The organism is Tamlana sp. I1, assembly GCF_015355625.1.
In the GTDB taxonomy this organism is placed as follows: Bacteria; Bacteroidota; Bacteroidia; order Flavobacteriales; family Flavobacteriaceae; genus Pseudotamlana.
In genome coordinates, this window is the sequence record NZ_JACLAF010000013.1 from 85,101 (window position 1) to 111,015 (window position 25,915).

General features: G+C 34.7%; 22 protein-coding genes. 7 read left to right on the forward strand and 15 right to left on the reverse strand.

Annotated elements, in window-relative coordinates:
* Window positions 1-7: 7 nt before the first annotated feature.
* The 13 genes from ftsZ to mraZ form a co-directional block, all read right to left on the reverse strand.
* The gene (ftsZ, locus tag H6X70_RS13050; protein WP_194768131.1) at window positions 8-2,020 is read right to left on the reverse strand and encodes a cell division protein FtsZ; all 2,013 of its coding nucleotides are present in this window, start codon (window positions 2,018-2,020) and stop codon (window positions 8-10) included.
* Between the two features lie 112 nt (window positions 2,021-2,132).
* Window positions 2,133-3,458: a cell division protein FtsA gene (gene ftsA, locus H6X70_RS13055; protein WP_194768132.1), complete on the reverse strand. Its 1,326-nt coding sequence runs from the start codon at window positions 3,456-3,458 to the stop codon at window positions 2,133-2,135.
* A 3-nt stretch (window positions 3,459-3,461) separates the two neighbouring features.
* Window positions 3,462-4,016, reverse strand: a complete 555-nt coding sequence (locus H6X70_RS13060) for a cell division protein FtsQ/DivIB (RefSeq protein WP_317171471.1) — start codon at window positions 4,014-4,016, stop codon at window positions 3,462-3,464.
* A gap of 154 nt (window positions 4,017-4,170) precedes the next feature.
* A complete protein-coding gene (murC, locus tag H6X70_RS13065) occupies window positions 4,171-5,574 on the reverse strand; it encodes a UDP-N-acetylmuramate--L-alanine ligase (RefSeq protein ID WP_194768134.1) in 1,404 nt (467 codons plus the stop codon).
* A 6-nt stretch (window positions 5,575-5,580) separates the two neighbouring features.
* A complete protein-coding gene (murG, locus tag H6X70_RS13070) occupies window positions 5,581-6,690 on the reverse strand; it encodes an undecaprenyldiphospho-muramoylpentapeptide beta-N-acetylglucosaminyltransferase (protein ID WP_194768135.1) in 1,110 nt (369 codons plus the stop codon).
* Between the two features lies 1 nt (window position 6,691).
* Window positions 6,692-7,885, reverse strand: a complete 1,194-nt coding sequence (locus tag H6X70_RS13075; RefSeq protein WP_194768136.1) for an FtsW/RodA/SpoVE family cell cycle protein — start codon at window positions 7,883-7,885, stop codon at window positions 6,692-6,694.
* A gap of 12 nt (window positions 7,886-7,897) precedes the next feature.
* Window positions 7,898-9,229 carry a UDP-N-acetylmuramoyl-L-alanine--D-glutamate ligase gene (gene murD, locus H6X70_RS13080; RefSeq protein ID WP_194768171.1) on the reverse strand — a complete coding sequence of 444 codons (1,332 nt, stop codon included), beginning with the start codon at window positions 9,227-9,229 and terminating at the stop codon, window positions 7,898-7,900.
* Between the two features lie 98 nt (window positions 9,230-9,327).
* Window positions 9,328-10,569, reverse strand: a complete 1,242-nt coding sequence (gene mraY / locus H6X70_RS13085) for a phospho-N-acetylmuramoyl-pentapeptide-transferase (protein WP_194768137.1) — start codon at window positions 10,567-10,569, stop codon at window positions 9,328-9,330.
* Between the two features lie 43 nt (window positions 10,570-10,612).
* Window positions 10,613-12,076, reverse strand: a complete 1,464-nt coding sequence (locus H6X70_RS13090; RefSeq protein ID WP_194768138.1) for a UDP-N-acetylmuramoyl-L-alanyl-D-glutamate--2,6-diaminopimelate ligase — start codon at window positions 12,074-12,076, stop codon at window positions 10,613-10,615.
* Window positions 12,073-14,034, reverse strand: a complete 1,962-nt coding sequence (locus H6X70_RS13095; protein WP_194768172.1) for a penicillin-binding protein — start codon at window positions 14,032-14,034, stop codon at window positions 12,073-12,075. The genes H6X70_RS13090 and H6X70_RS13095 overlap by 4 nt, the downstream gene beginning before the upstream one ends.
* Window positions 14,035-14,097: 63 nt before the next feature.
* A complete protein-coding gene (locus tag H6X70_RS13100) occupies window positions 14,098-14,415 on the reverse strand; it encodes an FtsL-like putative cell division protein (RefSeq protein ID WP_194768139.1) in 318 nt (105 codons plus the stop codon).
* On the reverse strand, window positions 14,416-15,312 hold the full coding sequence (gene rsmH, locus H6X70_RS13105; protein ID WP_194768140.1) for a 16S rRNA (cytosine(1402)-N(4))-methyltransferase RsmH: 897 nt from the start codon (window positions 15,310-15,312) through the stop codon (window positions 14,416-14,418).
* Window positions 15,299-15,769 carry a division/cell wall cluster transcriptional repressor MraZ gene (gene mraZ, locus H6X70_RS13110; RefSeq protein ID WP_194768141.1) on the reverse strand — a complete coding sequence of 157 codons (471 nt, stop codon included), beginning with the start codon at window positions 15,767-15,769 and terminating at the stop codon, window positions 15,299-15,301. The genes rsmH and mraZ overlap by 14 nt, the downstream gene beginning before the upstream one ends.
* Before the next feature lie 324 nt (window positions 15,770-16,093).
* On the opposite strand from mraZ, the gene H6X70_RS13115 reads away from it, so the two are divergent.
* Together H6X70_RS13115 and yihA are read left to right on the forward strand one after the other, a co-directional pair.
* A complete protein-coding gene (locus tag H6X70_RS13115) occupies window positions 16,094-16,858 on the forward strand; it encodes an alpha/beta fold hydrolase (RefSeq protein ID WP_194768142.1) in 765 nt (254 codons plus the stop codon).
* Between the two features lie 63 nt (window positions 16,859-16,921).
* A complete protein-coding gene (yihA, locus tag H6X70_RS13120; protein WP_194768143.1) occupies window positions 16,922-17,533 on the forward strand; it encodes a ribosome biogenesis GTP-binding protein YihA/YsxC in 612 nt (203 codons plus the stop codon).
* Between the two features lie 2 nt (window positions 17,534-17,535).
* On the opposite strand, the gene H6X70_RS13125 is transcribed toward yihA, so the two are convergent.
* Both H6X70_RS13125 and H6X70_RS13130 read right to left on the reverse strand, forming a co-directional pair.
* Window positions 17,536-18,630 carry an ABC transporter permease gene (locus H6X70_RS13125; RefSeq protein WP_194768144.1) on the reverse strand — a complete coding sequence of 365 codons (1,095 nt, stop codon included), beginning with the start codon at window positions 18,628-18,630 and terminating at the stop codon, window positions 17,536-17,538.
* A 9-nt stretch (window positions 18,631-18,639) separates the two neighbouring features.
* Window positions 18,640-20,790 (reverse strand): carboxy terminal-processing peptidase, encoded by a 2,151-nt coding sequence (locus tag H6X70_RS13130; RefSeq protein WP_194768173.1) that lies wholly within the window; start codon window positions 20,788-20,790, stop codon window positions 18,640-18,642.
* A gap of 177 nt (window positions 20,791-20,967) precedes the next feature.
* Here H6X70_RS13130 and surE point away from each other — a divergent pair, with 177 nt between their 5' ends.
* Genes surE through H6X70_RS13155 form a run of 5 tightly spaced genes read left to right on the forward strand, consistent with a single transcriptional unit; the run spans window position 20,968 to window position 25,822 of the window.
* Window positions 20,968-21,744, forward strand: a complete 777-nt coding sequence (gene surE / locus H6X70_RS13135) for a 5'/3'-nucleotidase SurE (protein WP_194768145.1) — start codon at window positions 20,968-20,970, stop codon at window positions 21,742-21,744.
* Window positions 21,737-22,021: a hypothetical protein gene (locus H6X70_RS13140; protein WP_194768146.1), complete on the forward strand. Its 285-nt coding sequence runs from the start codon at window positions 21,737-21,739 to the stop codon at window positions 22,019-22,021. Before surE ends, H6X70_RS13140 begins: the two co-directional genes overlap by 8 nt.
* Window positions 22,022-22,069: 48 nt before the next feature.
* Window positions 22,070-23,182, forward strand: a complete 1,113-nt coding sequence (lpxB, locus tag H6X70_RS13145; protein WP_194768147.1) for a lipid-A-disaccharide synthase — start codon at window positions 22,070-22,072, stop codon at window positions 23,180-23,182.
* A gap of 7 nt (window positions 23,183-23,189) precedes the next feature.
* Window positions 23,190-23,759 carry a C40 family peptidase gene (locus H6X70_RS13150; RefSeq protein WP_194768148.1) on the forward strand — a complete coding sequence of 190 codons (570 nt, stop codon included), beginning with the start codon at window positions 23,190-23,192 and terminating at the stop codon, window positions 23,757-23,759.
* Window positions 23,760-23,782: 23 nt separating this feature from the next.
* Complete coding sequence (locus H6X70_RS13155; RefSeq protein ID WP_194768149.1) at window positions 23,783-25,822, forward strand: ComEC/Rec2 family competence protein; 2,040 nt, start codon at window positions 23,783-23,785, stop codon at window positions 25,820-25,822.
* The last annotated feature ends 93 nt before the right edge of the window (window positions 25,823-25,915 follow it).

Consider the following 25,915-nt stretch of genomic DNA (forward strand, 5'->3'; position numbering starts at 1 on the left):
ATAAAGATTAGTCTACATTATCGTGTAAAAATGAATTATTACTTCTTAATTGGATATCGTCATTATCATCAACGCCAATGCTTGTTCTAGACATATCGGTTTCTGATGAATGTCTCGCCGCATTTAAATTTACACCCTGACGCTTGTAAGCAGGTACTTTTTCTATATCATCAATTTTAGAACTATTGAATTTATAGTTGAAGTCCTTCATTTTGCGTCTACGTTCATCAGCGCGATCTTTAAGCAGCTCTGATATTGGCGTATTCATTGGGTCAAATTCCTCAGTAGGTTCTTCAGGAACTTCCCTTTTAACCACTTTTCTTTCAAAAACGACATCTTCATCTTCTTGCTCTAAAACCTCGTTTAACTTTTGTTGCTTTTTATTGCTTGAAGCTTCAACTTCGGCATAATCATCTAAAGCATAACGAATATCGCCATCTTCATTAGACTCGGTTACCGTAATTAACTCCACATAATCGTTTACAGGAATGTCTTTTACATCTTCGCTTACTAAATCGTGTGTAATAATTTCTTCCTCAACAGCATCAAAAACCTCATCTTCTTCAGTTGAAATTGGCAAATCGAATGTTAAAGTAATTTGCTGTTCATCTTCAAAATGATCTGGAACTACTTCAATTTCATGGTAATTTGTGGTTTCCGAAGTGTTTCTAGAAATTGGTTTTATAATAAAGTCATCTTCATCAATATCATCTTCAACACTATCGGTAACTTCTTCATAAGTCACACCAATATTTCTGATGATTTCTGAAGTAGGAATTAAATCAAAATTATTATTTGGTTTTGGAGTCTCTACTGGTTTTGGTGTTTCTACAGGTTTTGCAGCACGCATAGGGCGTTCTTCTTCAACATCTAAATCTAAAGTATGGCGTACAACAGGTGGCGCTTTTTTCTCTACCATTTCTACGGCTGGCGGAATAATAACTGGATCTTTTTCCTGTGCATCTAAATCCTGCTCTTCGCTAAGTACGTGTCTTACTTTTTTAGTTTCTGTATTAGAAATTTCATCTTGTTGCTCGATGTTAAATCCCGTTGCTATAATGGTTACAGCGATTGATTCTTCTAAAGCTTCATCTTCACCAACACCCATAATAATGTTTGCGCCATGACCTGCTTCATTTTGAATATGGTCGTTAATTTCGCCAATTTCATCAATGGTAATTTCTTGTACACCAGAAACAATTAGCAGCAATACATTTTTAGCTCCAGTGATTTTATTATCATTTAATAATGGCGAATCAAGTGCTTTTCTAATAGCATCTTGAGCACGGTTTTGTCCAGCCGCTAAAGCCGATCCCATAATAGCAGTACCACTATTACTTAGTACGGTTTTAGCATCACGTAAATCGATGTTTTGTGTGTAGTGATGTGTAATAACTTCGGCAATACCACGAGCAGCGGTAGCTAAAACTTCATCGGCTTTCGAGAATCCTGCTTTAAAGCCTAGATTTCCATATACTTCACGAAGTTTATTGTTATTTATTACAATTAAAGAATCGACTACACTACGTAATTTTTCAATCCCTTTTTGAGATTGTTCGATACGCATTTTACCTTCAAACTGGAAAGGCATGGTTACAATACCAACGGTTAAAATGTCTTTTTCTTTAGCCATTTGTGCAATAATTGGTGCTGCACCTGTACCGGTACCACCACCCATTCCGGCCGTGATAAAAACCATTTTTGTGTTAGAATCTAGCATTTGAGAAATATCTTCGACACTTTCTACCGCAGATTTTTCTCCAACGTCTGGGTTTGCACCCGCACCTAACCCTTCGGTTAGATTAACACCTAATTGGATTTTGTTTGGAACACCACTATTTTCAAGGGCTTGAGAGTCGGTATTACAAACGAAAAAATCTACGCCTTTAATACCTTGTTGGAACATGTGGTTAATCGCGTTACTGCCGCCGCCGCCAACGCCAATAACCTTTATTACATTTGATTTATTTTTGGGTAAATCAAAGGAAATGTTTGTTTCGAATTCTTCATTGCTGCTCATAAATTCTGTTTTACTGTGGTTCGTACTTAAATTTTAATTCTATGGATTACTTCTTGCGTGTTTAACCGCATTTACCAAAACTGTTTACTAGGCAGTTTTGTTTTGCTCTTTTCTATTCTGCGTTATCTAAAAAATCTTTAACGCGGTCTGTTAACTTATCAAGAAACGAGCGTCTTTCCTTGGGTTGTTCTATAACTTGTGGTTCTTCAGGAATATCTCCTGGAGTTTCTTCTTCTTCAACAACAATCTCTTCTTCTTGAAGTTCTATTTTCTTTCTTTCCTGGCGTTTTAATCCGTCTAACACCAATCCTACTGCTGTGGCGTATAAGGGACTTGTAATATCTTCATCGCTATCGCCAGCCAAATGTTCGTTTGGATATCCTATTCTGGTATCCATTCCGGTGATATATTCAACCAATTGCTTTAAGTGTTTTAACTGGCTACCGCCTCCTGTTAATACAATACCACCAATTAATTTTTTCTTTTGCTCTTCGTGTCCGTAATTTTTAATTTCGGCATACACTTGTTCTATAATTTCAACAACACGTGCATGTATAATTTTAGAGAGATTTTTTAAAGTGATTTCTTTTGGCTCACGTCCTCTTAATCCTGGAATAGAAACAATTTCGTTGTCTTTATTTTCCCCTGGCCATGCCGAACCAAATTTTATTTTTAGTAATTCGGCTTGCTTTTCTATGATGGAACAGCCTTCTTTAATATCTTCAGTAATTACATTACCGCCAAATGGGATAACGGCTGTATGACGAATAATACCGTCTCTAAAAATGGCTAAATCTGTGGTTCCGCCACCTATATCGATTAAAGCAACACCGGCTTCTTTTTCTTCCTGACTTAGTACTGCATTTGATGATGCTAAAGGTTCTAACGTAATGCCTTCTAAATTTAAACCAGCACTTTTTATACAACGCCCCACATTTCTAATGGATGATACTTGCCCAACTACCACATGGAAATTAGCTTCTAATCGTCCGCCGTACATACCAATGGGTTCTTTTATTTCTGCCTGACCATCAACTTTATACTCTTGAGGTAATACATGAATAATTTCTTCGCCTGGAAGCATTACTAATTTATGCACTTGATTGATGAGTGTATCAATATCCTCATCATCAATAACCGTTTCAGAGTCGGCTCTTGTAATGTAATCGCTATGTTGTAAACTACGAATATGTTGCCCAGCAATACCAACCGTAACATCTTCAATCTTAATATCGGAAGCAGCTTCGGCTTCTTGAACCGCTTGCTGAATAGATTGAATAGTTTGCGTAATATTATTTACAACACCACGATGTACGCCTAAACTTTTAGATTTTCCAATACCTAAAATTTCTAACTTCCCGTATTCATTCTTACGACCAATCATAGCCACTATTTTAGTGGTTCCTATGTCTAATCCTACTGCTAAATTATGCTCCATAGCCTAAATTTTGGTACATATTACTTGGTTATCAAACTGTAAATTTACTTTACTATAGTTTTGTAATGTTTTATCTTTAAGTGCTTTTTTATAAAACGCTTTCAAATTATTTATTTTCTTATCTAAAGCCTCTATCTCTCCTAATTGCACAATGAAATCGCATTTCCTAAGCTTTAAAAAAAGGTAATTATCTTGATTTTGATGAATCTCAAAAACATGCTTCGTTAAAAAATCGTCACTTCTAATTTTTCGTGCTACTTGGTACACATTTTTTAAATTATTTTTCTCAACATAACCTGTAACCAAAGGCACTCTAGCAGAATAATTTCTTGACAAAGGCATAAACAGACCGTCGTCATCAATATAATAAGACGCATTTGTGCTTACTCTCGCAACAGGTGTTTTTTGTTCTATATCGGCATTAAGTGTCCCATCTACAGCAACATACACTTCTGCAGCCTTTATCATTGGATTAGATTTGAGGGCATTTTCTAATTCATTCAAAGCTAAAGTTTCTTTCGCCACATTTTTAACACCACCGTAATTTTGTATTAACAATTTACTAACAGCTTTGCTGGTTATAAAAAGGTTGTTTTCCCCAACAAACTTCACGTTCGGCTCGGAAATTATTCGCGCATTATTCCTTCCAGATGCAAAAGCAAAAAGAAAGATAACCAAGCCAAATAAAGCCACCATTTTTATGTAATTCCAGTTAATTCGCAACGCTAAATTCTTTTTTAATTCGTTTTACTTGTTCGCCAATATCGCCCGCACCAATAGTTAATACAATTTGGGCATCGCTTTTATGTATTTCGTTTAGTAGCGCTTCTTTGCTAACTAATTTTTTATTGTTATTCTCAATTTTATCAAGCAACCAACTTGAGGTCACGCCTCCAATAGGCAACTCTCTTGCAGGATATATATCCAATAATAACAGTTCATCAAACTGCGATAAACTTTCGGCAAAACCATCAATAAAATCTCTTGTTCTACTGAATAAATGTGGCTGAAAAATAGCCATCACTTTTTTATCTGGATACATTTCTCGAACTGCATGATGCACCGCATTTATTTCTGATGGATGATGTGCATAATCGTCGATATAAACAAATTCATCCGTTTTAATTTGATACGAAAATCTACGCTTTACACCTTTATAAGATGCTAAAGCTTTGGCGAGCTGCTGGGTGGAGCAACCATATTCTACAGCCATCGCCAAGGCTATTAATGCATTAGACAAATTATGTCTTCCTGGTAGGTTAAATTCTAAATTTTCAATGACGGTTTTCGGTGTTTTTACATCGAAAACATAAGTGCCATTTTGTATTTTTATATTCTGAACGGTGTAATCTGAATCGTCTTCAACACCATAAGTTATCCCCTGCAATGGGAGTCCGTTTTTAATAAACAACTTCCCATTTGGTTTTAAACATTCTGAAAATTGTTTGAATGTTTTCATCAATTCTTCAGCATTACCATAAATATCCAAATGATCGGCATCCATGGATGTAATGCAAGCCATATCTGGAGATAAGGTTAAAAAGGAACGATCAAACTCATCAGCTTCAACCACTGAAACCTCAGTACCATTCAATATTAAATTGGAATTGTAATTTTCACTAATACCACCTAAAAACGCCGTTAATGGCACTTGGCATGAATTTAATAAATGTCCTAAAATACTTGTGGTTGTGGTTTTACCATGTGTTCCAGCAACAGCCAAGCAAAAAGTATGTTCGGTAATTAATCCTAAAATTTGCGAACGTTTAACAACATTAAAATCATTGTTTTTGAAATAATTTAATTCCGCATGATCTTTAGGAACCGCAGGCGTATAAACCACCAAAGTTTTTTCAGCATTTAAAAACGCTGAAGGTATTTGTGCAACAGCATCTTCAAAATGAATTTGAATACCTAAATCAACCAATGTATTTGTAATTTCGGTTGGTGTTCTATCATAACCAGCAACCTGCTTTTGGTTCGCGTGAAAATAGCGCGCAATAGCACTCATACCGATGCCACCGATACCAATAAAATACACATTATCCCATTCCAATCCCTTCTCAGAAGCAAGGGCTTTTTTAGCGGTCGATATGTTAGTTCTCTTTTCTACCATTTTATTTTAGTTTCTTCCCTTAGGGAAGATCAGAAGTTTTTCTACTTCGTTAACAATTTCTTTGGTAGCATTTACCAATGCTAATTTTTTTATATTTTCTCCTAATTCTTTTTTTCTTTCTGGCGAGGCCACTAACAATGAAAACTTGTTTTCAAAATCGGCGTCTAAATCTTCTTCTTTAATAATTAATGCCGCATCTTTATCTACAATCGCCATGGCGTTTTTAGTTTGATGATCTTCTGCAACATTTGGTGATGGAATAAAAATCACAGGCTTCCCAACAATACAAAGTTCTGAAACCGACCCAGCGCCTGCTCTAGAAATTACCACATCGGCAGCCGCATAAGCGAAATCCATATTATTTATAAATTCATGAACCTGAACATGATTCGTGTGGTTATAAATTTTATATTTCTTGTAATACAACTTGCCACATTGCCAAATAATTTGAACTTTTTGCGTATCGAAAAAATCCAATTTACTTTCTATTAATTCATTTATTCGCTTCGCTCCTAAACTTCCACCTATCACTAAAAGGGTAGTCATACCTTCTTTTAATTCGAAAAACGCTTTGGCTTCAGCCGTTTTAACATCGATATCCAACAAACCTTTTCGAACAGGATTTCCTGTTTTTACAATTTTATCTTTTGGAAAAAAACGTTCTAAACCATCATAAGCCACACAAATTTTATTCGCCTTATTTGCCAATAACTTATTGGTAATGCCTGGATACGAATTTTGCTCCTGAATTAGCACTGGAATTTTACTTAATTCTGCCATTTTCAATAATGGTCCACTTGCAAAACCTCCTGTTCCGATGGCAATATCCGGTCTAAACGATTTTATAATTTTTCGCGCCCCCAAAAGACTACTAAGTATTTTAAAAGGAAACAATATATTTTTATATAGTTGCTTGCGCTGAATTCCTGAAATCCATAAACCTTTTATTTCATACCCCGATTGCGGCACTTTTTCCATTTCCATTCTATCCTTCGCGCCAACAAATAAAAACTCTGCATCAGGATATCTTGATTTCAATTCGTTCGCAATTGCAACTGCAGGATAAATATGTCCTCCAGTTCCTCCTCCCGATAATATGATTTTATACTTACTCATTTTATATGGCTTCTGATAAAACATCTAATGGATTATCCTCACTAATTTCTTTTTCTTTTATTTCTTCCCTTTTAGCACTCACGCTTAAAATAATACCTACTGCCAAGCAAGTCATCCAAATGGAAGTCCCCCCACTACTTAGCAAGGGTAAAGTTTGTCCTGTTACCGGAAACAACTCCACAGCAACCGCCATGTTTATAATGGCCTGAAACACTATTGGAAGCCCCACACCTAACACAACCAATTTCCCAAAAACGGATTCTGATTTTTGTGCTACTATAACAATTCTGAATAGTAGCCACAAGTACAAAGTCATAACCACAAAACCACCTAACAAGCCGTATTCTTCAATAATGATGGCAAATATAAAATCTGATGACGATTGTGGTAAGAAGTTCTTTTGAAGACTCTTTCCTGGCCCTACGCCCCAAATTTCGCCCGAAGCAATTGCTATTTTTGCTTTTTCGATTTGATAATCGGCCTCTGTATCTTCAGGGTTTGAAAAACTTTCAATACGCCCCATCCAAGTATCAACACGATTTGGCATAGCATCAGGGAAAGCTTTAGCTATTAATATAAACACCGTTAAAACTAAAATTCCAGAACCTATAATTACTGCCAAATATCGAATGGGATACCCACCTAAAAACACCAACATTATTACCATGGTAAAAATGATTGCCGTTGTTGAAAAGTTTGCAGGAAGTATTAGTATTAACACCAAAAACACAGGCATCCATAATGGTAAAATAGACTCTTTAAAAGTGATTTTTTTACCGTGAATTTTCGATAAATACCTTGCCACATAAACCATTAACACAACACTTGCTAATGTTGATGTCTGGAAAGACATCCCCACAAAAGGAATTTGAATCCATCTACTTGCATTCGCACCATCAATAGTTGTGCCTTGCAACATCGTAATTCCTAATAACAATAAAACAACTGGAATCATGAATATTGAAAGGCCTTTAAAATAATTATACGGAATTTTATGCACCCCATACATGATTGTAAAACCTAAAATTAAATGCACAAAATGCTTAATAAAAAAGATGAAGGTACCACTGCCAGTTCCCTTGTAAGCCAAGTTACTCGCAGCACTGTACACAGGTAAAAAGGACAAAATAGCCAGCAATGCTACTATAGCCCAAATTAACCGATCGCCTTTTATGTTATTAAATAAGGTTTGCACTATGCTCTTTTATTATAGGTTTCTTACCGCGTCTTTAAATTGACGTCCGCGGTCTTCATAATTTTCAAATAAATCGAAACTCGCACAGGCAGGCGATAACAAAACATTATCTCCAGATTCGGCGATTTTATAGGCGATTTTAACAGCTTCGCTCATAAATTGAGTTTCAACAATGGCATCAACCATATTGCCAAACGTATTGATTAACTTTTCATTATCAACACCCAAACAAATAATTGCCTTTACTTTTTCATTTACAAAAGGAAACAACTCCTGATAATTATTACCCTTATCTACACCACCAACAATCCACACGGTTGGTGCTCCCATACTCTCTAAGGCATAATAGGTTGCATTTACATTTGTAGCTTTAGAATCGTTTATATACTGTACTTTATTAATTTTAAGCACCTGCTCTAAACGATGTTCTACACCTTGAAAATTCTCTAAACTCTCACGAATAGTTTGTTTTCTTATTTTTAGCAAATGCGCTACAGTAGAAGCAGCCATGGCGTTTTTAACATTGTGCTTTCCTTCTAAAGTAAGATTTGATGTTGGCATAATTATCTGATTATTATTTATTGTTATTATTATATTTTCTTGATCTAAATACGCGCCGTTTTCGATAGTTTTTTCTAATGAAAAAGGCAATAAAATGGATTGAACAGGATACTTTTTTAAATGATTTACAATCACTTCATCATCGGCATCATAAATCAAATAATCATCTTTTGTTTGATTCATGGTTATTCTAAATTTAGATTCGATATAATTTTCAAATTTGTAATCGTATCGATCTAAATGGTCTGGCGTGATATTGGTGATTACTGCAATTTTTGGTTTAAAATCAATAATATCATCCAACTGAAAACTGCTTATTTCTAAAACATAATTATCGAAATCTTCCTCTAAAACCTGTTTTGCAAAACTGTCGCCAATATTTCCTGCCAACCCCACATTTAATTCATCTTTTAATAAATGATGCGTTAAAGTTGCCGTGGTTGTTTTACCGTTACTTCCAGTAATTCCCACAATGGTGGCATTAGTAAATTTTGAAGCAAATTCAATTTCTGAAACTACCGTAATTCCTGCTTTGCGAATTTGCTTAACCAAATCCACTTTATCTGGAATTCCAGGACTTTTCATTATTAAGTCTGCATTCAGGATTTTAGATGTTGTATGATTTTCATCCTCCCAATCAATTTCATGATGTATAAGAACTTGTTTGTACTTTTCTTTTATTTTTCCCTTATCGGAAACAAAAACCTCATAACCTTTCGCCTTTGCTAAAAGTGCTGTTCCTACACCACTTTCTCCGCCTCCTAAAACGACTAATCTCCCCATCCTAAATCCTTCCCCAAAGGGTAAGGAATCATTCACTTGTTTTACGTTACTCTTTTTCATTATATGAGACTTACACTTTCGTGAAAATGATAAATTTGTTATCTAATTTTCAACGTTACTATCGATAGAATGGCAAGCAATATGCCCACAATCCAGAAACGTGTTACTATTTTACTTTCGTGATATCCTATTTTCTGATAATGATGATGCAAGGGTGACATTTTAAAAATACGTCGGCCTTCACCATATTTTTTCTTCGTGTATTTAAACCAACTTACTTGCAGGACTACCGATAAATTTTCCGCTAAAAAAACTCCGCACAATACAGGAATTAGCCATTCTTTTCTAACAGCAATAGCGATAACCGCAATTATACCGCCAATAGTTAAACTCCCTGTATCCCCCATAAAAACTTGCGCCGGATAGGTATTGTACCATAAAAACCCAATTAAAGCTCCTACAAAAGCGGCAATATATATGGTGATTTCTTCAACCCTTGGAATGTACATGATGTCCAAATAATCAGCGAAAACGATGTTACCCGAAACCCAGGCAAAAATTCCTAAAGTAAGCACGATTATTGCTGAAGTTCCCGCTGCCAAACCATCAATACCATCGGTTAAATTTGCTCCGTTTGAAACCGCAGTAATTATAAAAATAACCACAAGGATAAAAATAACCCACGCGTATTTCCCTAATGACGGGCTAATCCATGTAAGTCCTTTTGCATAATCAAACTCATTATCTTTTATAAATGGAATGGTTGTTTTTGTTGATTTCTCTTCAGCTTTAAAAAACTTTGAAGCAGGCGTATCTGGATTTTGCGCCAACATTTCTTTACGCTGTTCTACATGAATTTTTTCCTTCATGGTAACATCTTGGTGAAAATACAAGGTCGTCCCCACGATAATTCCCAAGCCAACTTGCCCAAGCACTTTGAATTTGCCTTTTAGGCCTTCTTTATCGTTTTTAAATTTCTTTTTATAATCATCTAAAAAACCGATAGCACCCATCCAAATGGTGGTAACAATTAGAAGAATGATGTAAATATTCTCCAATTTAGCTAATAACAACACAGGAATTAAAGTCGCCAAAATAATGATGATTCCACCCATTGTTGGTGTTCCTGCCTTTTCTTGCTGCCCTTCAAGACCTAAATCGCGAATGGTTTCACCAACTTGTTGTTTTAGTAAAAGACGAATAATTCTTTTACCATAAATAGTTGAAATTAGCAGCGACAAAATCATAGCCAATGCCGCCCTAAAGGTTATAAAACCAAAAAGTGAGGCCCCAGGAAACTGAAATTGCTTTTCTAAATATTCAAATAAATAATACAACATCTTTTTGTGTGTTAAAGCGATTCAAAATGCATGAATGGCGCTTTTATTTTTCTAATTGTTTTAATAATTCTTTTACCGTCTCCAAATCATTAAAATGAGTTCTGACTCCTTTAATTTCTTGATAATCTTCATGCCCTTTCCCGGCTATTAAAATAATATCGTTAGGCTGTGCCATCTGACAAGCTGTTTTAATGGCTTGCTTTCTGTCCTCTATCGTTAATGTTTTTTTGAAGTTTAGCGGTTCAACGCCTGCCTCAATATCATTTAAAATCGCTTCTGGTTTTTCACTTCGCGGATTATCACTTGTAAAAATTACCTTATCACTTAAAACCGAAGCAATATGCCCCATTTCTGGTCTTTTTGTTTTATCGCGATCGCCACCACAACCAACAACAGTAAATAATGCTTCATTTTTAGTTCGAATGCCGTTAATAGTTTCCAATACATTTTTTAAAGCATCAGGCGTATGCGCATAATCAACAATTGCTGTAATTTTCCCTTCGGAAATAACATACTGAAAACGACCACTCACACTTTCCAAATCACTTATCAATCTTAATATTTCAACTTTTTCAAGTCCTAACAATTCCGCAGTAGCGTAAATAGCCAAAACATTATAAGCGTTAAAACTCCCTATTAATCGTGTCCAAACTTCACTATCATTCACTTTTAACAATAAACCACTAAACTGATTTTCTAAAACCTGACATTTAAAATCGGCGTATTGTTTTAAAGCATAAGTATATTTTCTGGCTTTGGTATTTTGCAACATAAAAAGCCCGTTTTTATCATCTGCATTAACAATCGCAAAGGATTTTGGCGATAAATCATCAAAAAACTTCTTTTTCACATCTCTGTAAATCGCAAATGTTTTATGATAATCTAAATGATCGTGTGTGATATTAGTAAAAATTGCCCCTTCAAAATGCAAGCCTTCCGTACGGTATTGATCGATACCATGAGAACTCACTTCCATAAAACAAAACTCAACGCCTTCATCGTTCATCTTGGTTAAAAACGCATTGATGGTTAATGAATCTGGCGTGGTATGCGTTGCTTTATACTCGGTGTTATCAACCATTATTTTCACGGTTGACAATAAGCCTACTTTATAACCTGCCTTTTTAAACAACTGATACAGTAAACTCGCCACTGTGGTTTTTCCGTTGGTTCCAGTAACTCCAACTAGGCGTAAATTTTCAGAAGGATTTCCGTAATAATTAGACGCTATAGTTGCCAGAGCTTTATGTGAATTATCGACTTCAATATAGGTTACACCTTCCTCTAGATTTTCCGGAAACACCTCACAAACAATACTATTTGCACCATTTTTAATAGCCACATCGATAAACTCATGCCCGTCGGACAAAAGCCCTTTTACAGCCACAAATAAATCCCCTTTTTTCACGTTACGCGAATCGAAGTTTACAGCATTTACTTGTAAACTCGTGTCGCCAACAACCGCGTTTATAGTAACCTTATATAATATGTCCTTTATAGTAATCATGAGGCTTTTAAAACTACGGTTTGACTATTCTTTAATTTTGTATCCTTATGTACAGATTGCCCTTTAACAATACCACTTCCATCCAATTCCACTTTAACATCAACCTGCATGTTTTCTAACAAAACAACAGCATCCATAACAGGCATTCCAACCACATCTGGCATAATTGTTTTATAGGTTTGTGCTGTTTTATAAAAAGCTTCATAATCTTTCTCTACAGCAACCGACTCTACGCCAAGCGATTCTACTTCGTCTATAATTGGTGTATCGGTAAATATTTTTTGAGCCACACTTTTAAAAACTGGCCCCGAAACATCTGCCCCATAATAGCCTACACCTTTATCTGGCTCATGAATTACCACGATACATGAATATTTTGGATTTTCAGCAGGGAAATAACCCGCAAAAGAGGAGATATAATTTAGCTTCTCTTTATTTTTATAATCCTTCTGACAAGTTCCTGTTTTTCCTGCCATTGAAAAGTTTTCAGAATACAAACGATGCCCTGTACCATGCTCCTTTTCAACCACATCTTTTAATAGTGTTTGTAATTTTCCAACAGTTTCTTTTGAACAAATACGCTCGTTAACAACCTTACTCTCAAAAGACTCCACCACCTTATCAAACTCCTTAACCTCTTTTAAAAATCGAGGTTTTACCATTACACCATTATTGGCTACCGCATTATAAAAAGTCAAGGTTTGCAGCGGCGTAAACGATACCCCATAACCATAAGCCATCCATTGCAATGCAATACCACTCCATCTTTTATTTTTAATTCTTGGATCTGGAATAATAGGTTCTGGCTCACCAATAATTGGCAGGTCTAAATTCTTATTAAGACTCATACTGTACAATCTATCCACAAACTTTTCAGGATTCTTGCTATATGCTCTATCAATTACTTTTACGATACCCGTGTTTGAAGACACCTCAAAAGCTTTAGAAACTGTAATTTTTCCGTAGCCACCGTGTTTAGAATCACGAACTTTTTTTCCGTAGAAAGTTAAAACACCTTTTTCGGTATCGACCACATCACTTGTATCGGCCACTTTATCTTCAAAAGCTGCCGCTAGAGCCATTAATTTAAAGGTAGAACCAGACTCATGACTTTCGCCAACAGCATAATTTAATCGCTCGTAATATTGACCATTTAAATTTCTACCTAGATTTGAAATCGCTCTAATCTCTCCTGTTTTGGTTTCCATAACCACCACACAACCATGATCGGCTTTATATTTTTCTAACTGCTCTAAAAGCGCATGATGCGCAATATCTTGAATATTCACATCGATGGTGGTATACACATCATACCCATCTTTAGGCTCAATTTCGTTCGCATCGCTTAACGGTTTCCATTGCCCTTTACCAATTTGTTGCTTTTTACGTTGTCCATCTACACCTCTTAAGTACCGAATTCCAAAAGCCCCATCAATACCTGGTCGTGTTACATTACCTTTTTCATCAATACGCTCATAACCAATGGTCCTTTCAGCAATACCCCCCATCGGATGTTCACGCTTTGTAGTTTGCTCCACAATTAAACCTCCTTTATAAGCACCTAATTCTAGCATTGGAAAATTTCTTAATCGGATATAATCAGAATACCCAATATTTCTAGCCAACAAATAATACCTATTCTTATTGGCACGTGCACGTCGTAATCGTTTCTCTAATTGACTAGCGGATTTCCCTGTGTATTTTGAAAGCGAATCACATAAGGGTCTCACGTATTTCTCGAATGTTTTAGCCGAAGGAGTTATCGCATCAAAACGAATATCATATTTAGGAATGGAAGTCGCTAACAAGTTGCCATTAACAGAATATACATTACCCCTGTTTGCAGGAATAACCACATTTTTAACCACACGCTTCGTAGCAAGCGCTTTGTATTTGTCGCCTTGAATAAATTGAATGGTAAGCAATTTAAACACCACAGCAACAGCGAAGATGAACATACATCCTGCTATAAAATACAAACGGTTTAATATGTTTTTATCGTTTTCTGCCAAGGTATTTTATCAGTTTTTTGCGATTACTTTTATTTTTTTTGGGGGCGTTACCGAAGACGACAACCCTATTTCCTGCATAACATTTACAACATGCGATTCCATTTTAAGCCGCATGAGTTTAGAGCGACCATCTACAAACTGAGAACGCATTTCTTTAACTTCATTTTTTAATCTTGCGATTTCATACACCTTTTTATCGGCGCTGTGCGAGCTTGCAATCATCACAATAGCCAACCCTGATATAAACAGAATAAAGCGCCAATTCTTAAACGAATCGTCGCTCACCAAAAAAGTTCCTTTTAATATGTTTGAAACACTTTTCTTCATCTATTTTTTTTCAGCCAACCTTAGTTTTGCACTTCTAGCTCTATTATTTAATTTTATTTCTTCTTTTGACGGCACTATGAGTCCGTTTACTTTTTTTAGCGGCACTTCAAAATTGCCATACATATCACGCTCTGGCTCACCTTCAAACAATCCGTTTCTTATGAAGCGTTTTACTAAGCGATCTTCAAGCGAATGATATGAGATAAAACTTAAGCGACCACCATCATCTAATAATTCTGGGGTTTGCTGCAAAAATTCTTTTAAAACCTCTATTTCTTGATTCACTTCAATTCGAATCGCTTGATAAATTTGCGCCAACACTTTATTAGCATGACGTGGTGGCAAAAACTTTGCTAATACATTTTTTAACTGCTCACTTGTTACAATAGACTCGGTTTCTCTATACTCAACAATCAATTTCGCCATTGCAGGAGCTGCACGTAATTCACCATACTGCGCAAGCACATTTTTTAGCTGCAACTCATCATAATCATTAATAACATGATACGCCGACAGTTTGTTTTTCTGATTCATTCGCATATCCAAATCAGCTTCAAAACGCGTTGAAAAACCACGTTCAGCAACATCAAATTGATGCGATGAAACTCCAAAATCAGCCAAAATACCGTCTACTTTTTTCACGCCATGAAATCTCAAAAAGCGTTTTATATACCTGAAATTCTCATGAATAAGCGTAAACCGACTATCACTAAGCGCATTTTCAAGCGCATCAGCATCCTGATCGAAAGCAAAAAGCTTCCCGTTTTCATTCAGCCTACTCAAAATCTCTTTACTATGTCCGCCTCCACCAAAAGTCACATCAACGTAAACCCCATCAGGCTTTACATTCAATCCATCGACAGATTCTTTTAACAGTACTGGATTATGATATTCCATAGTCTTCATCGTCTTGTCCCATTACTTCTTCAGCTAAATCAGCAAAATCAACCGATGCATCATCAATAGCCTGTTCATATAAATCCTTATCCCATATTTCAATAATATTGATTGCCGAAGCCACCACGATATTTTTTGAAATATTTGCAAAAACAGTTAAATCTTTAGGAATCAACAAACGCCCATTCACATCGACCTCAACCATTTTTGCACCAGCGGTAAACCGTCTGATAAAATCATTATTCTTCTTTTTAAACTTGTTTAGCTTATTCATTTTCTGCATTAACATTTGCCATTCAGCCATTGGATAAAGCTCCAAGCACTTCTGAAACACAGAGCGACGTAATACAAATCCTTCTTCCAAAACTGCAGACAGCTGTTTTTTGATGGAAGCAGGCATCATTAATCGCCCTTTTGCATCAACTTTACAATCGTATGTCCCTGTAAGTAAGTCCAAAGCAGTTTTAAAAAATCTAAACGTTTAATTTTCAAATATATTGAAAAATATACCACATATTACCACATTATACCACATTGTTAATAAATTTTCGATTAAACAGCGTTTTAATCCGACATGAAAAAGAACAGAATCCCCACAACCACTATAATTCAACTTATTAAAGACTTTTTATTTCAACCTTAAAGATTGTTAACATCTTATTTTCATGGTAACCCCGTTTATTTCAATTCCTTAGCTATTAGTATTTCTCGAAAAGAATAATTATGGTGTAAATATGAATGAAATACCTATATTTGTTTTAATGATAGACCAACTTGATTAATGACGCATCATTTAAAAAAAGAAAATAAATACAGCTATATCGAAGCTGGCGAGGGCACCCCAATTATCTTATTACATGGTTTAATGGGAGGCTTAAGCAACTTTGATGCTGTTATAGATTTTTTCAGCGGTAAAGGATATAAAGTTCTTATTCCAGAACTTCCCATCTACTCCATGTCTTTGCTTAAAACCAACGTGAAAAATTTCGCAAAATTCTTGCATGATTTCATAGAGTTTAAAGGCTATGACAAGGTTATAATTTTAGGTAATTCGCTTGGTGGACACATTGGTTTGTACCATACAAAAATGTACCCACAAACTGTTAAAGCTCTAATCATAACAGGAAGTTCAGGCCTTTACGAGAGCGCCATGGGCAGTGGTTATACAAAACGTAGTGATTACGAAGTCATTAAAAAGAAAGCTCAAGATGTTTTCTACGATCCAGCCGTTGCGACAAAGGAAATTGTTGACGAGGTTTTCGAAACCGTAAACGACCGTAACAAACTTATAAAAACTGTTGCCATTGCTAAAAGTGCTATTAGACACAATATGGCTAAAGATTTACCGGTTATGAATACTCCAACCTGTATTATCTGGGGTAAAAATGATATTGTTACACCTCCTGAAGTTGCCGTAGAATTTAATGAACTTTTACCTGATTCGGAGTTGTTTTGGATAGACAAATGTGGACATGCTGCTATGATGGAGCATCCAGATGAGTTTAACCAAATCATGAACGCTTGGTTGGAAAAAAGAGGATTTTAAATAAATACTCCAAATTTTAAATTAATAAAATTCCTTACTAAGGAATCGTAAAAATTACCTGTTTTGAAAATAAAGTCTGCCGAATTTGTAATGAGTAATTCCGATGTGGCTAAATGCCCCAAAAGCAGACTTCCTGAATACGCTTTTATTGGCCGAAGTAATGTTGGAAAGTCATCACTTATTAACATGCTTACTAGCCGAAAAAGCTTAGCTAAAACCTCTGGAAGACCAGGTAAAACACAACTTATCAACCATTTTTTAATTAATAAAAACTGGCACTTGGTAGATTTACCAGGTTATGGATATGCCCGTGTTTCTAAGAGTTCTAAAAAAGTATTTCAAAAATTTATCACTCAATATTTCGGATTAAGAGAACAACTGGTTACCGCTTTTGTTCTAGTTGATATTCGCCATACACCACAACCTATAGATTTAGAATTTATGCAATGGTTGGGAGAAAATAGCATTCCGTTTTCAATTATTTTCACAAAAGCCGACAAACTTAAACCTAAGGCTATCGAAAACCATGTTGAAGATTACAAAAAAATTCTATTAGAATTTTGGGAAGACATGCCTAATTATTTTATAACCTCATCAAGTAACGAAACCGGGAAAGATGATGTTCTAGAATATATAGACAATTTAAATACAAATATGGATTTGGATTCTATTTAAGGCTACGTCTTCACATCCAAGGCATCACGCAATGCATTTCCAATCAACATAAAAGCCATCACCAAACTCATTATACAAAGTCCAGGAATAATAGCCAAATAAGGTTTTCCTAGTATAATATAATTGTAGTGATCTTTAACCATTGCTCCCCAACTTGCCATTGGCGATTGTGCACCAATACCCAAAAAGCTTAAACCACTTTCTATTAAAATAGCTGCAGCAAAATTAGCTGCAGAAATTACAATAACGGGCGCCATAATATTCGGCAAAATATGCTTAGTAATAATTCTAAAATCGTTATAACCTAAAGCTCTAGCAGCAGTAACATATTGCATTTCTTTGGCACTAATTATTTGGCCACGTACTACTCTAGCCACCTCAACCCACATGGTTAACCCTACTGCAATAAACACTTGCCAAAACCCCTTACCTAAAGCTAAGGTAATAGCGATAACTAATAATAAGGTAGGTATAGACCATGTTACATTAATAAACCACATGATTACAGTATCTACTTTTCCGCTAAAATAACCAGCCAAACTCCCCATTAAAATACCGATTACTAAGGAAATAAATACAGCAACAAAACCAATAAAAAAGGAAATACGTGCCCCTACTAAAACCCGACTTAACAAATCACGTCCGTATTTATCTGTTCCGAAAAGAAATTTTTTATCCTTAATAAACTCTAACACCTCATTATTTGGAAAGCGATTCAGCTTCACACTTTTTTCGGCACCTTCCAGACCGTTAGAGGCATATTCTTTATAAATTAATTCCTGATTTTCAATTTTATATTCTGAAATAGGAATTTCGGTATCTGTATTTTTTCTTCCGAAGAAAATTTTATCAACCACACTTTGCTGCACCTCTAATTGAGAAGGAATGGTAAGCATCGTTACTTTAAACCCGGGTTGTTTTGAATGAATTGCCAAATGCATTTGATTGGCATGCTGCGAATTGTCTGGTGCAAAAACATAGGCAAACACAGAAATTAACCCAACCAAAACAATAAAGCACAAACTAAATACGCCCCAAAAGTTCTTTTTAAACTTTTGGAGCGCTAATTGTTTTAGTGACTTAGATTTTGAACTCATCTACAGCAACTACTTTTGAACTGATGTACCATTTGTAGCGGCTACTTTTTTTGCTGGATAAGCCATTTTCATATCTTCTAGTACGTTTATCGCTTCATCAATATAAACATCCTGACTCAAGCTTTCGTGCCAACGCTCTCTTTTTTCCTTTAGATCGGTGGTATCTTTTTTGAAAAGTGACTTCTCGTAAGTTGTTGAATCGAAAGTTAAATTTGTTTTATAATATGAAATGCCTTCAAACTTTAAAGCTTCACTTTCGTTACGCTCATTTTCTGCATCGTACTTTTTATAATTTAAAGAATAAACTGTTTCGTCAATTTTACTTTTTACCCATTTAGCGTTTTCACCAATAAGTCTTAATTGCTCATTATGGCTCATACGTTCTTTGCTTCTTGCAACGGTTGTATCGTAATCGTAATTATTCTCCCATGGTGTAAATGGAGCTGCATCAATTTCATCCCAAGGTAAAGGGTTTTCTTTATCTTTTTCTCCTACATCAATATAACTAAAACGCCCTGGCACTTCTACATCACTTTTAACACCTTCTAACTGCACTGAACCGCCATTAATTCTATAATACTTCTGTGTTGTAAGGGCTAATGCTCCTAAATCGCCACTTGTATTATTTCTTAACATGTTGTTCAAATTAATTACATTTTGAACAGTTCCTTTACCATAAGTTTGTTTGCCGCCAATAATTATGGCGCGTTTATAATCTTGCATGGCTGCAGCCATAATTTCGGAAGCTGAAGCTGAAATCTCATTAACCAAAATTACTAACGGGCCATCCCAAGTGATCGATTTATCACGGTCCTTTAAAATTTCTTTAGCCTCGCCCGTAGAACGCACTTGTACAATTGGCCCCTCTTTAATAAACAACCCAGCCATATCGACAACTGTTGGTAAAGACCCTCCGCCATTATTACGTAAATCTAAAACCAAACCTTCCATGCCTTCTTCTTTTAAATGTTCGATTTCTCGTTTAACATCTTTGGCTGCATTTACATTTTTATAATCTTTAAAATCTACATAAAAAGCTGGCAAATTAATAACACCAAACTTTTTACCATCCTTTTCTACAACAGATGATTTTGCATAGGTTTCAACCAACTCGACCACATCTCTTGTAATTACAACATCTTTAATGGTTCCGTTAACTTTTTTAATGGTTAAAATGACTTTCGTGCCTTTTGGACCTTTAATATATTTTATGGCATCGCTAATTCGCATACCTACGATACTAATAGGATACTCTTCATATTCTTGTCTTACTTTTAAAATAATATCTTCAACATCTAGTTTTTTACTTCTCCAAGCAGGCCCACCAGAAATTAATTCTACAATTTTAATGTAATCCATTCTTTTTTGTAATCTAGCCCCAATACCTTCTAATTTCCCAGACATTCGCTGATCGAAATCTTCTTTATTTTTAGGCGCCAAATAATAAGTATGTGGATCGTATTCCTCAACAATACTGTTTACATACATCGCAAAATAATCTTCACGTTTTAAATCGTCAATATTATCATGGTAATGAATATCTACAGATTTCAAAGTAGATTCACGTGCATCTTTTTCAATTTGCTCTAAACTTTTCATTTCGTATTTAGGGTCGAATTCCTTAGCTAATTCTTCCTGTTTAAGCAAATCATCATAATTAGAAATGGTTGAAAACTTGAGTAATTTTCTCCAACGATCACGCATCTCTTTTTTGTTTTTCACAAAATTTGTTTTATCGTAATCGGTTTCGTAAGATTCGTCAATCGTATAATCAAAAGGCTCTGAAAGCACTTCTTTGTAAATTTCTTCACCTTCAGCAATTCGCTTTAACAAACGTTCGTGAACCACATCGAAAAAGGTGATTTCGTTATTTTTTAATTGTTCATCTAACAAGAATTTATACTTTTCAAAATCCTTTATATCAGAATCGTAAAAATAACGTTTCACGGGGTCGACTGCTTTAATGTAGTGGTTGTATAAATTTTCAGAAAATGTATTATCGATAGCAATCGGATCAAAATGACCTTGTTCTAATACAAAGGTTATTATTTGAATTAATAGTTTGTCTTTATCGGGATTACTAAACTTTTTAGTGGTAAAACTACAAGAGGCAAAAGCCAATAATAGTAAAAGTGAGAGTACTTTATAATTCCTTTTCATAATGTTCTTCATCATTTATAATATTTGATTTTCAAAGAAGGCACAGCTTATTTTTCACTAAAATAAAGAAAAAACTATGCCAACATCTAGAATTGCGACTAATTTTTTGTTAAACCGAAGAAAATAAGTCTAAACTAGCTAAAATCCGTATTTTTGCAATGCTATTTAAAAGACAAAATGACAAAAAAACCACTAATTTTAGTTACTAATGACGATGGCATTAGCGCACCTGGAATTCGAACTTTAATTTCTGTAATGAACACGATTGGCGAGGTAGTCGTAGTAGCTCCAGACAGCGCACAAAGCGGTATGGGACATGCTATTACCCTAAATTCCACCTTATATGCTGAAGAAGTTTTTATAGACAACGGGCCACAAAAAGAATACACCTGCTCGGGAACCCCTGCCGATTGTGTAAAAATTGCTATTCGTGAAATTTTAGACCGAAAGCCTGATCTTTGTGTTTCTGGCATTAACCACGGATCAAACTCATCTATAAACGTTATTTATTCTGGAACCATGAGTGCTGCGATTGAAGCTGGTATTGAAGGCATTCCTGCCATAGGATTTTCACTACTAGATTACAGTTGGAATGCAAATTTTGAAGCTTGCGGAACTTATGTTAAAACCATAGCTGAAAACGTTTTAAAAAATGGCATCCCAAATGGTGTTGTACTTAATGTAAATCTGCCAAATATTTCAGAAAAAGCCATAAAAGGTATTAAAATTTGCAGACAAGCCAAAGCCAATTGGGTTGAAGAATTTGACAAGCGTAAAACACCACAAGGCAAAGATTATTATTGGCTTACTGGGAAATTTGTTAATTTAGACGGCGGAGAAGACACCGATGAATGGGCACTTGAAAATGGCTTTGTGTCGATTGTGCCAACACAATTTGATTTAACGGCACACCACTTTATTAAAGACTTAAACACATGGAAATTAAATGATTAAAAAAGACGTTTTTATAGGCATGCTCGTTGGTTTAATAGCTAATGGCATAGGCTTATTTCTTACCGCCACTTTATTAGGACAAGGCGATGATCTTTTAACCGTAATTAAAGCTGCTGCCCGTGAGGGTTTTCTTGGAAAACTGATTAGCTTAGGGGCTATATTAAACCTAATTGCTTTTTTTGTTTTTATAAGAAAACGACAAGATTACAAAGCACGTGGTGTTTTGTTAATTACCGTATTTATTGCTGTTTTTACCTTTCTTTTTAAGCTCTATTAAATACTATTGATTGCATGTATTTTATTCTGAAAAAGTTAATATAACCTTATGAAATATTACATTATAGCTGGTGAAGCATCGGGCGATTTGCATGGCTCCAATCTTATAAAGGAACTGTTGAATGTAGACGTACATGCAGAGATCCGATTTTGGGGTGGCGATCTTATGCAAGCTGCTGGAGGCACTTTAGTGAAACACTATAAAGAGCGTGCTTTTATGGGGTTTTCTGAAGTGATTTTGAACATCAATAAAATTTTCAAACTCATTTCGTTTTGTAAAAGTGATATTGAAGCTTTTAATCCAGATGTTGTTATTTTTATTGATAATTCAGGTTTTAATCTTCCTATTGCCAAATGGGCCAAACAAAAAGGCTTTAGAACCAATTATTACATTTCACCACAAGTTTGGGCATCGCGAGCTAGCAGAACTAAAGCTATAAAACGTGATATTGATGCCATGTTTGTTATTTTACCTTTTGTAAAAAAGTTCTACAAAAAATACGACTACGAGGTTACTTTCGTGGGACATCCTTTAATTGATGCCATTGCAAACCGTGAGCAAATTAGCGAGTTTGAATTTAGAAAAACCAATAATCTTAGCGACAAACCTATTATCGCCTTACTTCCTGGAAGCCGAAAACAAGAAATTAAAAAAATGCTTTCCGTAATGCTTAGTTTGGTTGACAATTATCCAAACCATCAATTTGTAATTGCTGGAGCTCCCAGTCAGGAATACGATTTTTATAAATCATTTATTAAATCGGAAAATGTTAAATTTATTGCCAATAAAACTTACGATTTATTAAGCATTTCTAACGCTGCCTTAGTCACTTCTGGAACAGCAACTTTAGAAACTGCGTTGTTTAAAGTCCCGCAAGTGGTTTGCTATAAAGGCAGTACAATTTCGTATCATATTGCAAAACGCATTATAACTTTAAAATTTATTTCGCTTGTTAACTTGGTTATGGATCGTGAAGTGGTTACAGAATTAATTCAAAACGACTTCAATAAAAAAAGACTAACCGAAGAACTTAATAAGATTTTAAATGCTGATTTTCGTAAAAAATTATTTTTAGATTATTATGAATTAGAACGTGTTTTAGGCGGAAAAGGAGCAAGTAAAAAAACAGCGCAATTAATTTATGATGGTATTAAATCTTAAGTTTTACATGAAGAAAGGCATCATACTCATAGCACTAATTATAAGTTTTAGCAGTTGTAAATCTAGCAAACGAGCTAAACAAAAAACGGCCTCTTCACAGCAAATCGACACTAAAAAAATAGCAGAAACAACCGATTCTTACAACATTAAGTCTGATGATGTTTTACCTACTGATGAAAAAAAATCTTCAAAAAGTAAAGCCGAAAATATAATAGACTATGCACTACAATTTGAAGGTGTGCGCTACAAATGGGGAGGCACCACAAAATCTGGGATGGATTGTTCTGGTTTGGTTTACGAATCTTTTAGATCTAGCGATATTATACTGCCTAGGATTTCTAGAGACATCGCAAAAAAAGGCAGTAAAGTCGCCTTAAAGAAAGTACATATAGGTGATTTATTATTTTTTAAAACCGGAAACCGAAGAAACTCCATAAATCACGTAGGTCTTATCGTTGCTATTAGAAACAACGATATTGAATTTATTCACGCCACCACAAGTCGAGGTGTTATTATTTCGCATTTAAATGAAACTTATTGGTTAAATGCTTTTGAAGAAGCGCGTCGTGTTTTGTAAGATTTTTTATATCTTACAAGCTTATGAAGCTACTCAATTTTGCTGTTATTAAATTAACCGTTTGTTTAATTCTTGGGATTATTCTCAGTTATTATTTTGAAATTTCTTTATATATAGCTTTAAGTCTATCTGCCTTATGCTCAACATTTCTCTTGTTATTTTTAATCCTTGCCAAAAAACAGTTTAAAGAAACAGTTTGGTTTGGACTTACCGCCTATGCAACCCTGATTAGCATTGGAATTTTAACTACAAGTGCTCACAATCAACAGAATTTTAAAAATCATTATTCATATTTCATCTCTTCAAATAACAAGGCGTTAAGCACCATTACATTTCGAGTTCGAGAAGTTTTAAAACCAGGAACTTATCACGATAAATATGTTGTTGATATTTTAGAAATTGACAGCAATAAAGTCAAAGGGAAATCCTTATTAAATATTGAAAAAGACAGTTTAATTTCGCCACTGCATGTTGATGATTTATTAGTTAGCCGAACACCTTTTAAAGATTTAAAACCACCTCTAAATCCGCATCAATTTGATTATAAAAACTACCTAGCGAAGCAATACATTTACCATCAAATTTTCGAGAAAAATAGCTCTCTATTAAAAGTTGAATCGAATACGAAAACCTTATTGGGTTTAGCCGATAAGATTCGCCAACATATAAATACAAAACTCAAATCTTATCATTTTAAACCCGACCAGCTTGCCATTATAAATGCACTTTTATTGGGGCAACGTCAAGATATTAGTAAAACTGTTTATACCCATTACACCAATGCTGGCGCCATTCATATTCTTGCCGTTTCAGGTTTGCACATTGGAATTATATTATTGATTCTAAGCTATCTTCTAAAACCACTAGAACATTTTAAACATGGAAAAATTATTAAAACTATTTTGTTGGTTGGCCTGCTGTGGAGTTTTGCCATAATAGCAGGTTTATCGGCTTCGGTTACACGAGCTGTAACCATGTTTAGCATCATTACCATAGCTGCTAACTTAAAAAGACCTACAAACCTATATAACACACTTGCTATAAGCATGTTTGTTATTTTACTTTTTAAACCGCTATTTTTATTTGATGTTGGTTTTCAACTCAGTTATTTAGCAGTTTTTTCTATTGTTACCATAGACCCGCATTTGTATAAATTATGGCAACCTAAAAATAAAATCCTCGATATCTATTGGCATACGCTTACCGTTACTATTGCTGCCCAAATCGGTATAGCTCCGCTTTCGCTTTATTATTTTCATCAGTTTCCTAGCTTATTTTTCGTTTCCAATTTAGTTATTATTCCGTTGTTGGGAGTCGTATTAGGCTTAGGCATTATTATCATAATTCTGGGTATTATAAATATATTACCTCAATTTTTAGCTGATTTATACGGCAGTATCATCAGCGTAATGAATGCTTTTATTGGATGGATTTCACATCAAGAAACCTTCCTATTTAAAGATATTTCATTCAGTATATTAAATCTTTTGATGTCCTATTTACTGATTATTTCTATATATCAATTTTCAACTAAAAGAAATCCTCAAACCTTAACATTCTTCTTAATTTCGGTATTAATTATACAAACAGCCTTAATTTTCAATAAAGCAAATCCTTCTTCAGATGAATTTATTGTGTTTCATAAAAGCAGATTTAGTCTCTTAGGACATAAAACAGATCATAAAATATGTGTAGCTCATAATTTTGAAAATGAAACAGCTACAACCAACAACATTATTAAGAATTATGTTGTTGAAAATCATTTAGAAACCATTGAAGAAGATTCCATTCGGAACATTTATCAAATCAACAACAAGTATCTTTTTATTGTAGATCATTTAGGCATTTACAACATCAAGTCTATAAAACCTGAATATGTTTTACTTCGTGAATCGCCAAAACTTAATTTGAACCGTTTGATTGATTCCTTAAAACCCAAATACATAATTGCCGATGGCAGCAATTATAAATCGTATATAAACCAATGGGAAACTATTTGTAAAGAAAGAAAACTGCCTTTTCATCAAACCAACAAACAAGGTGCTTTTATAATTAAATATTAATATTTTAATTTGTGCTTAGCACCCTTTCATTGAAATATCCAAGCATTTTGAAGCTTAGTTTTTACATTATCTGTTAGTATGAGACGAACAAAA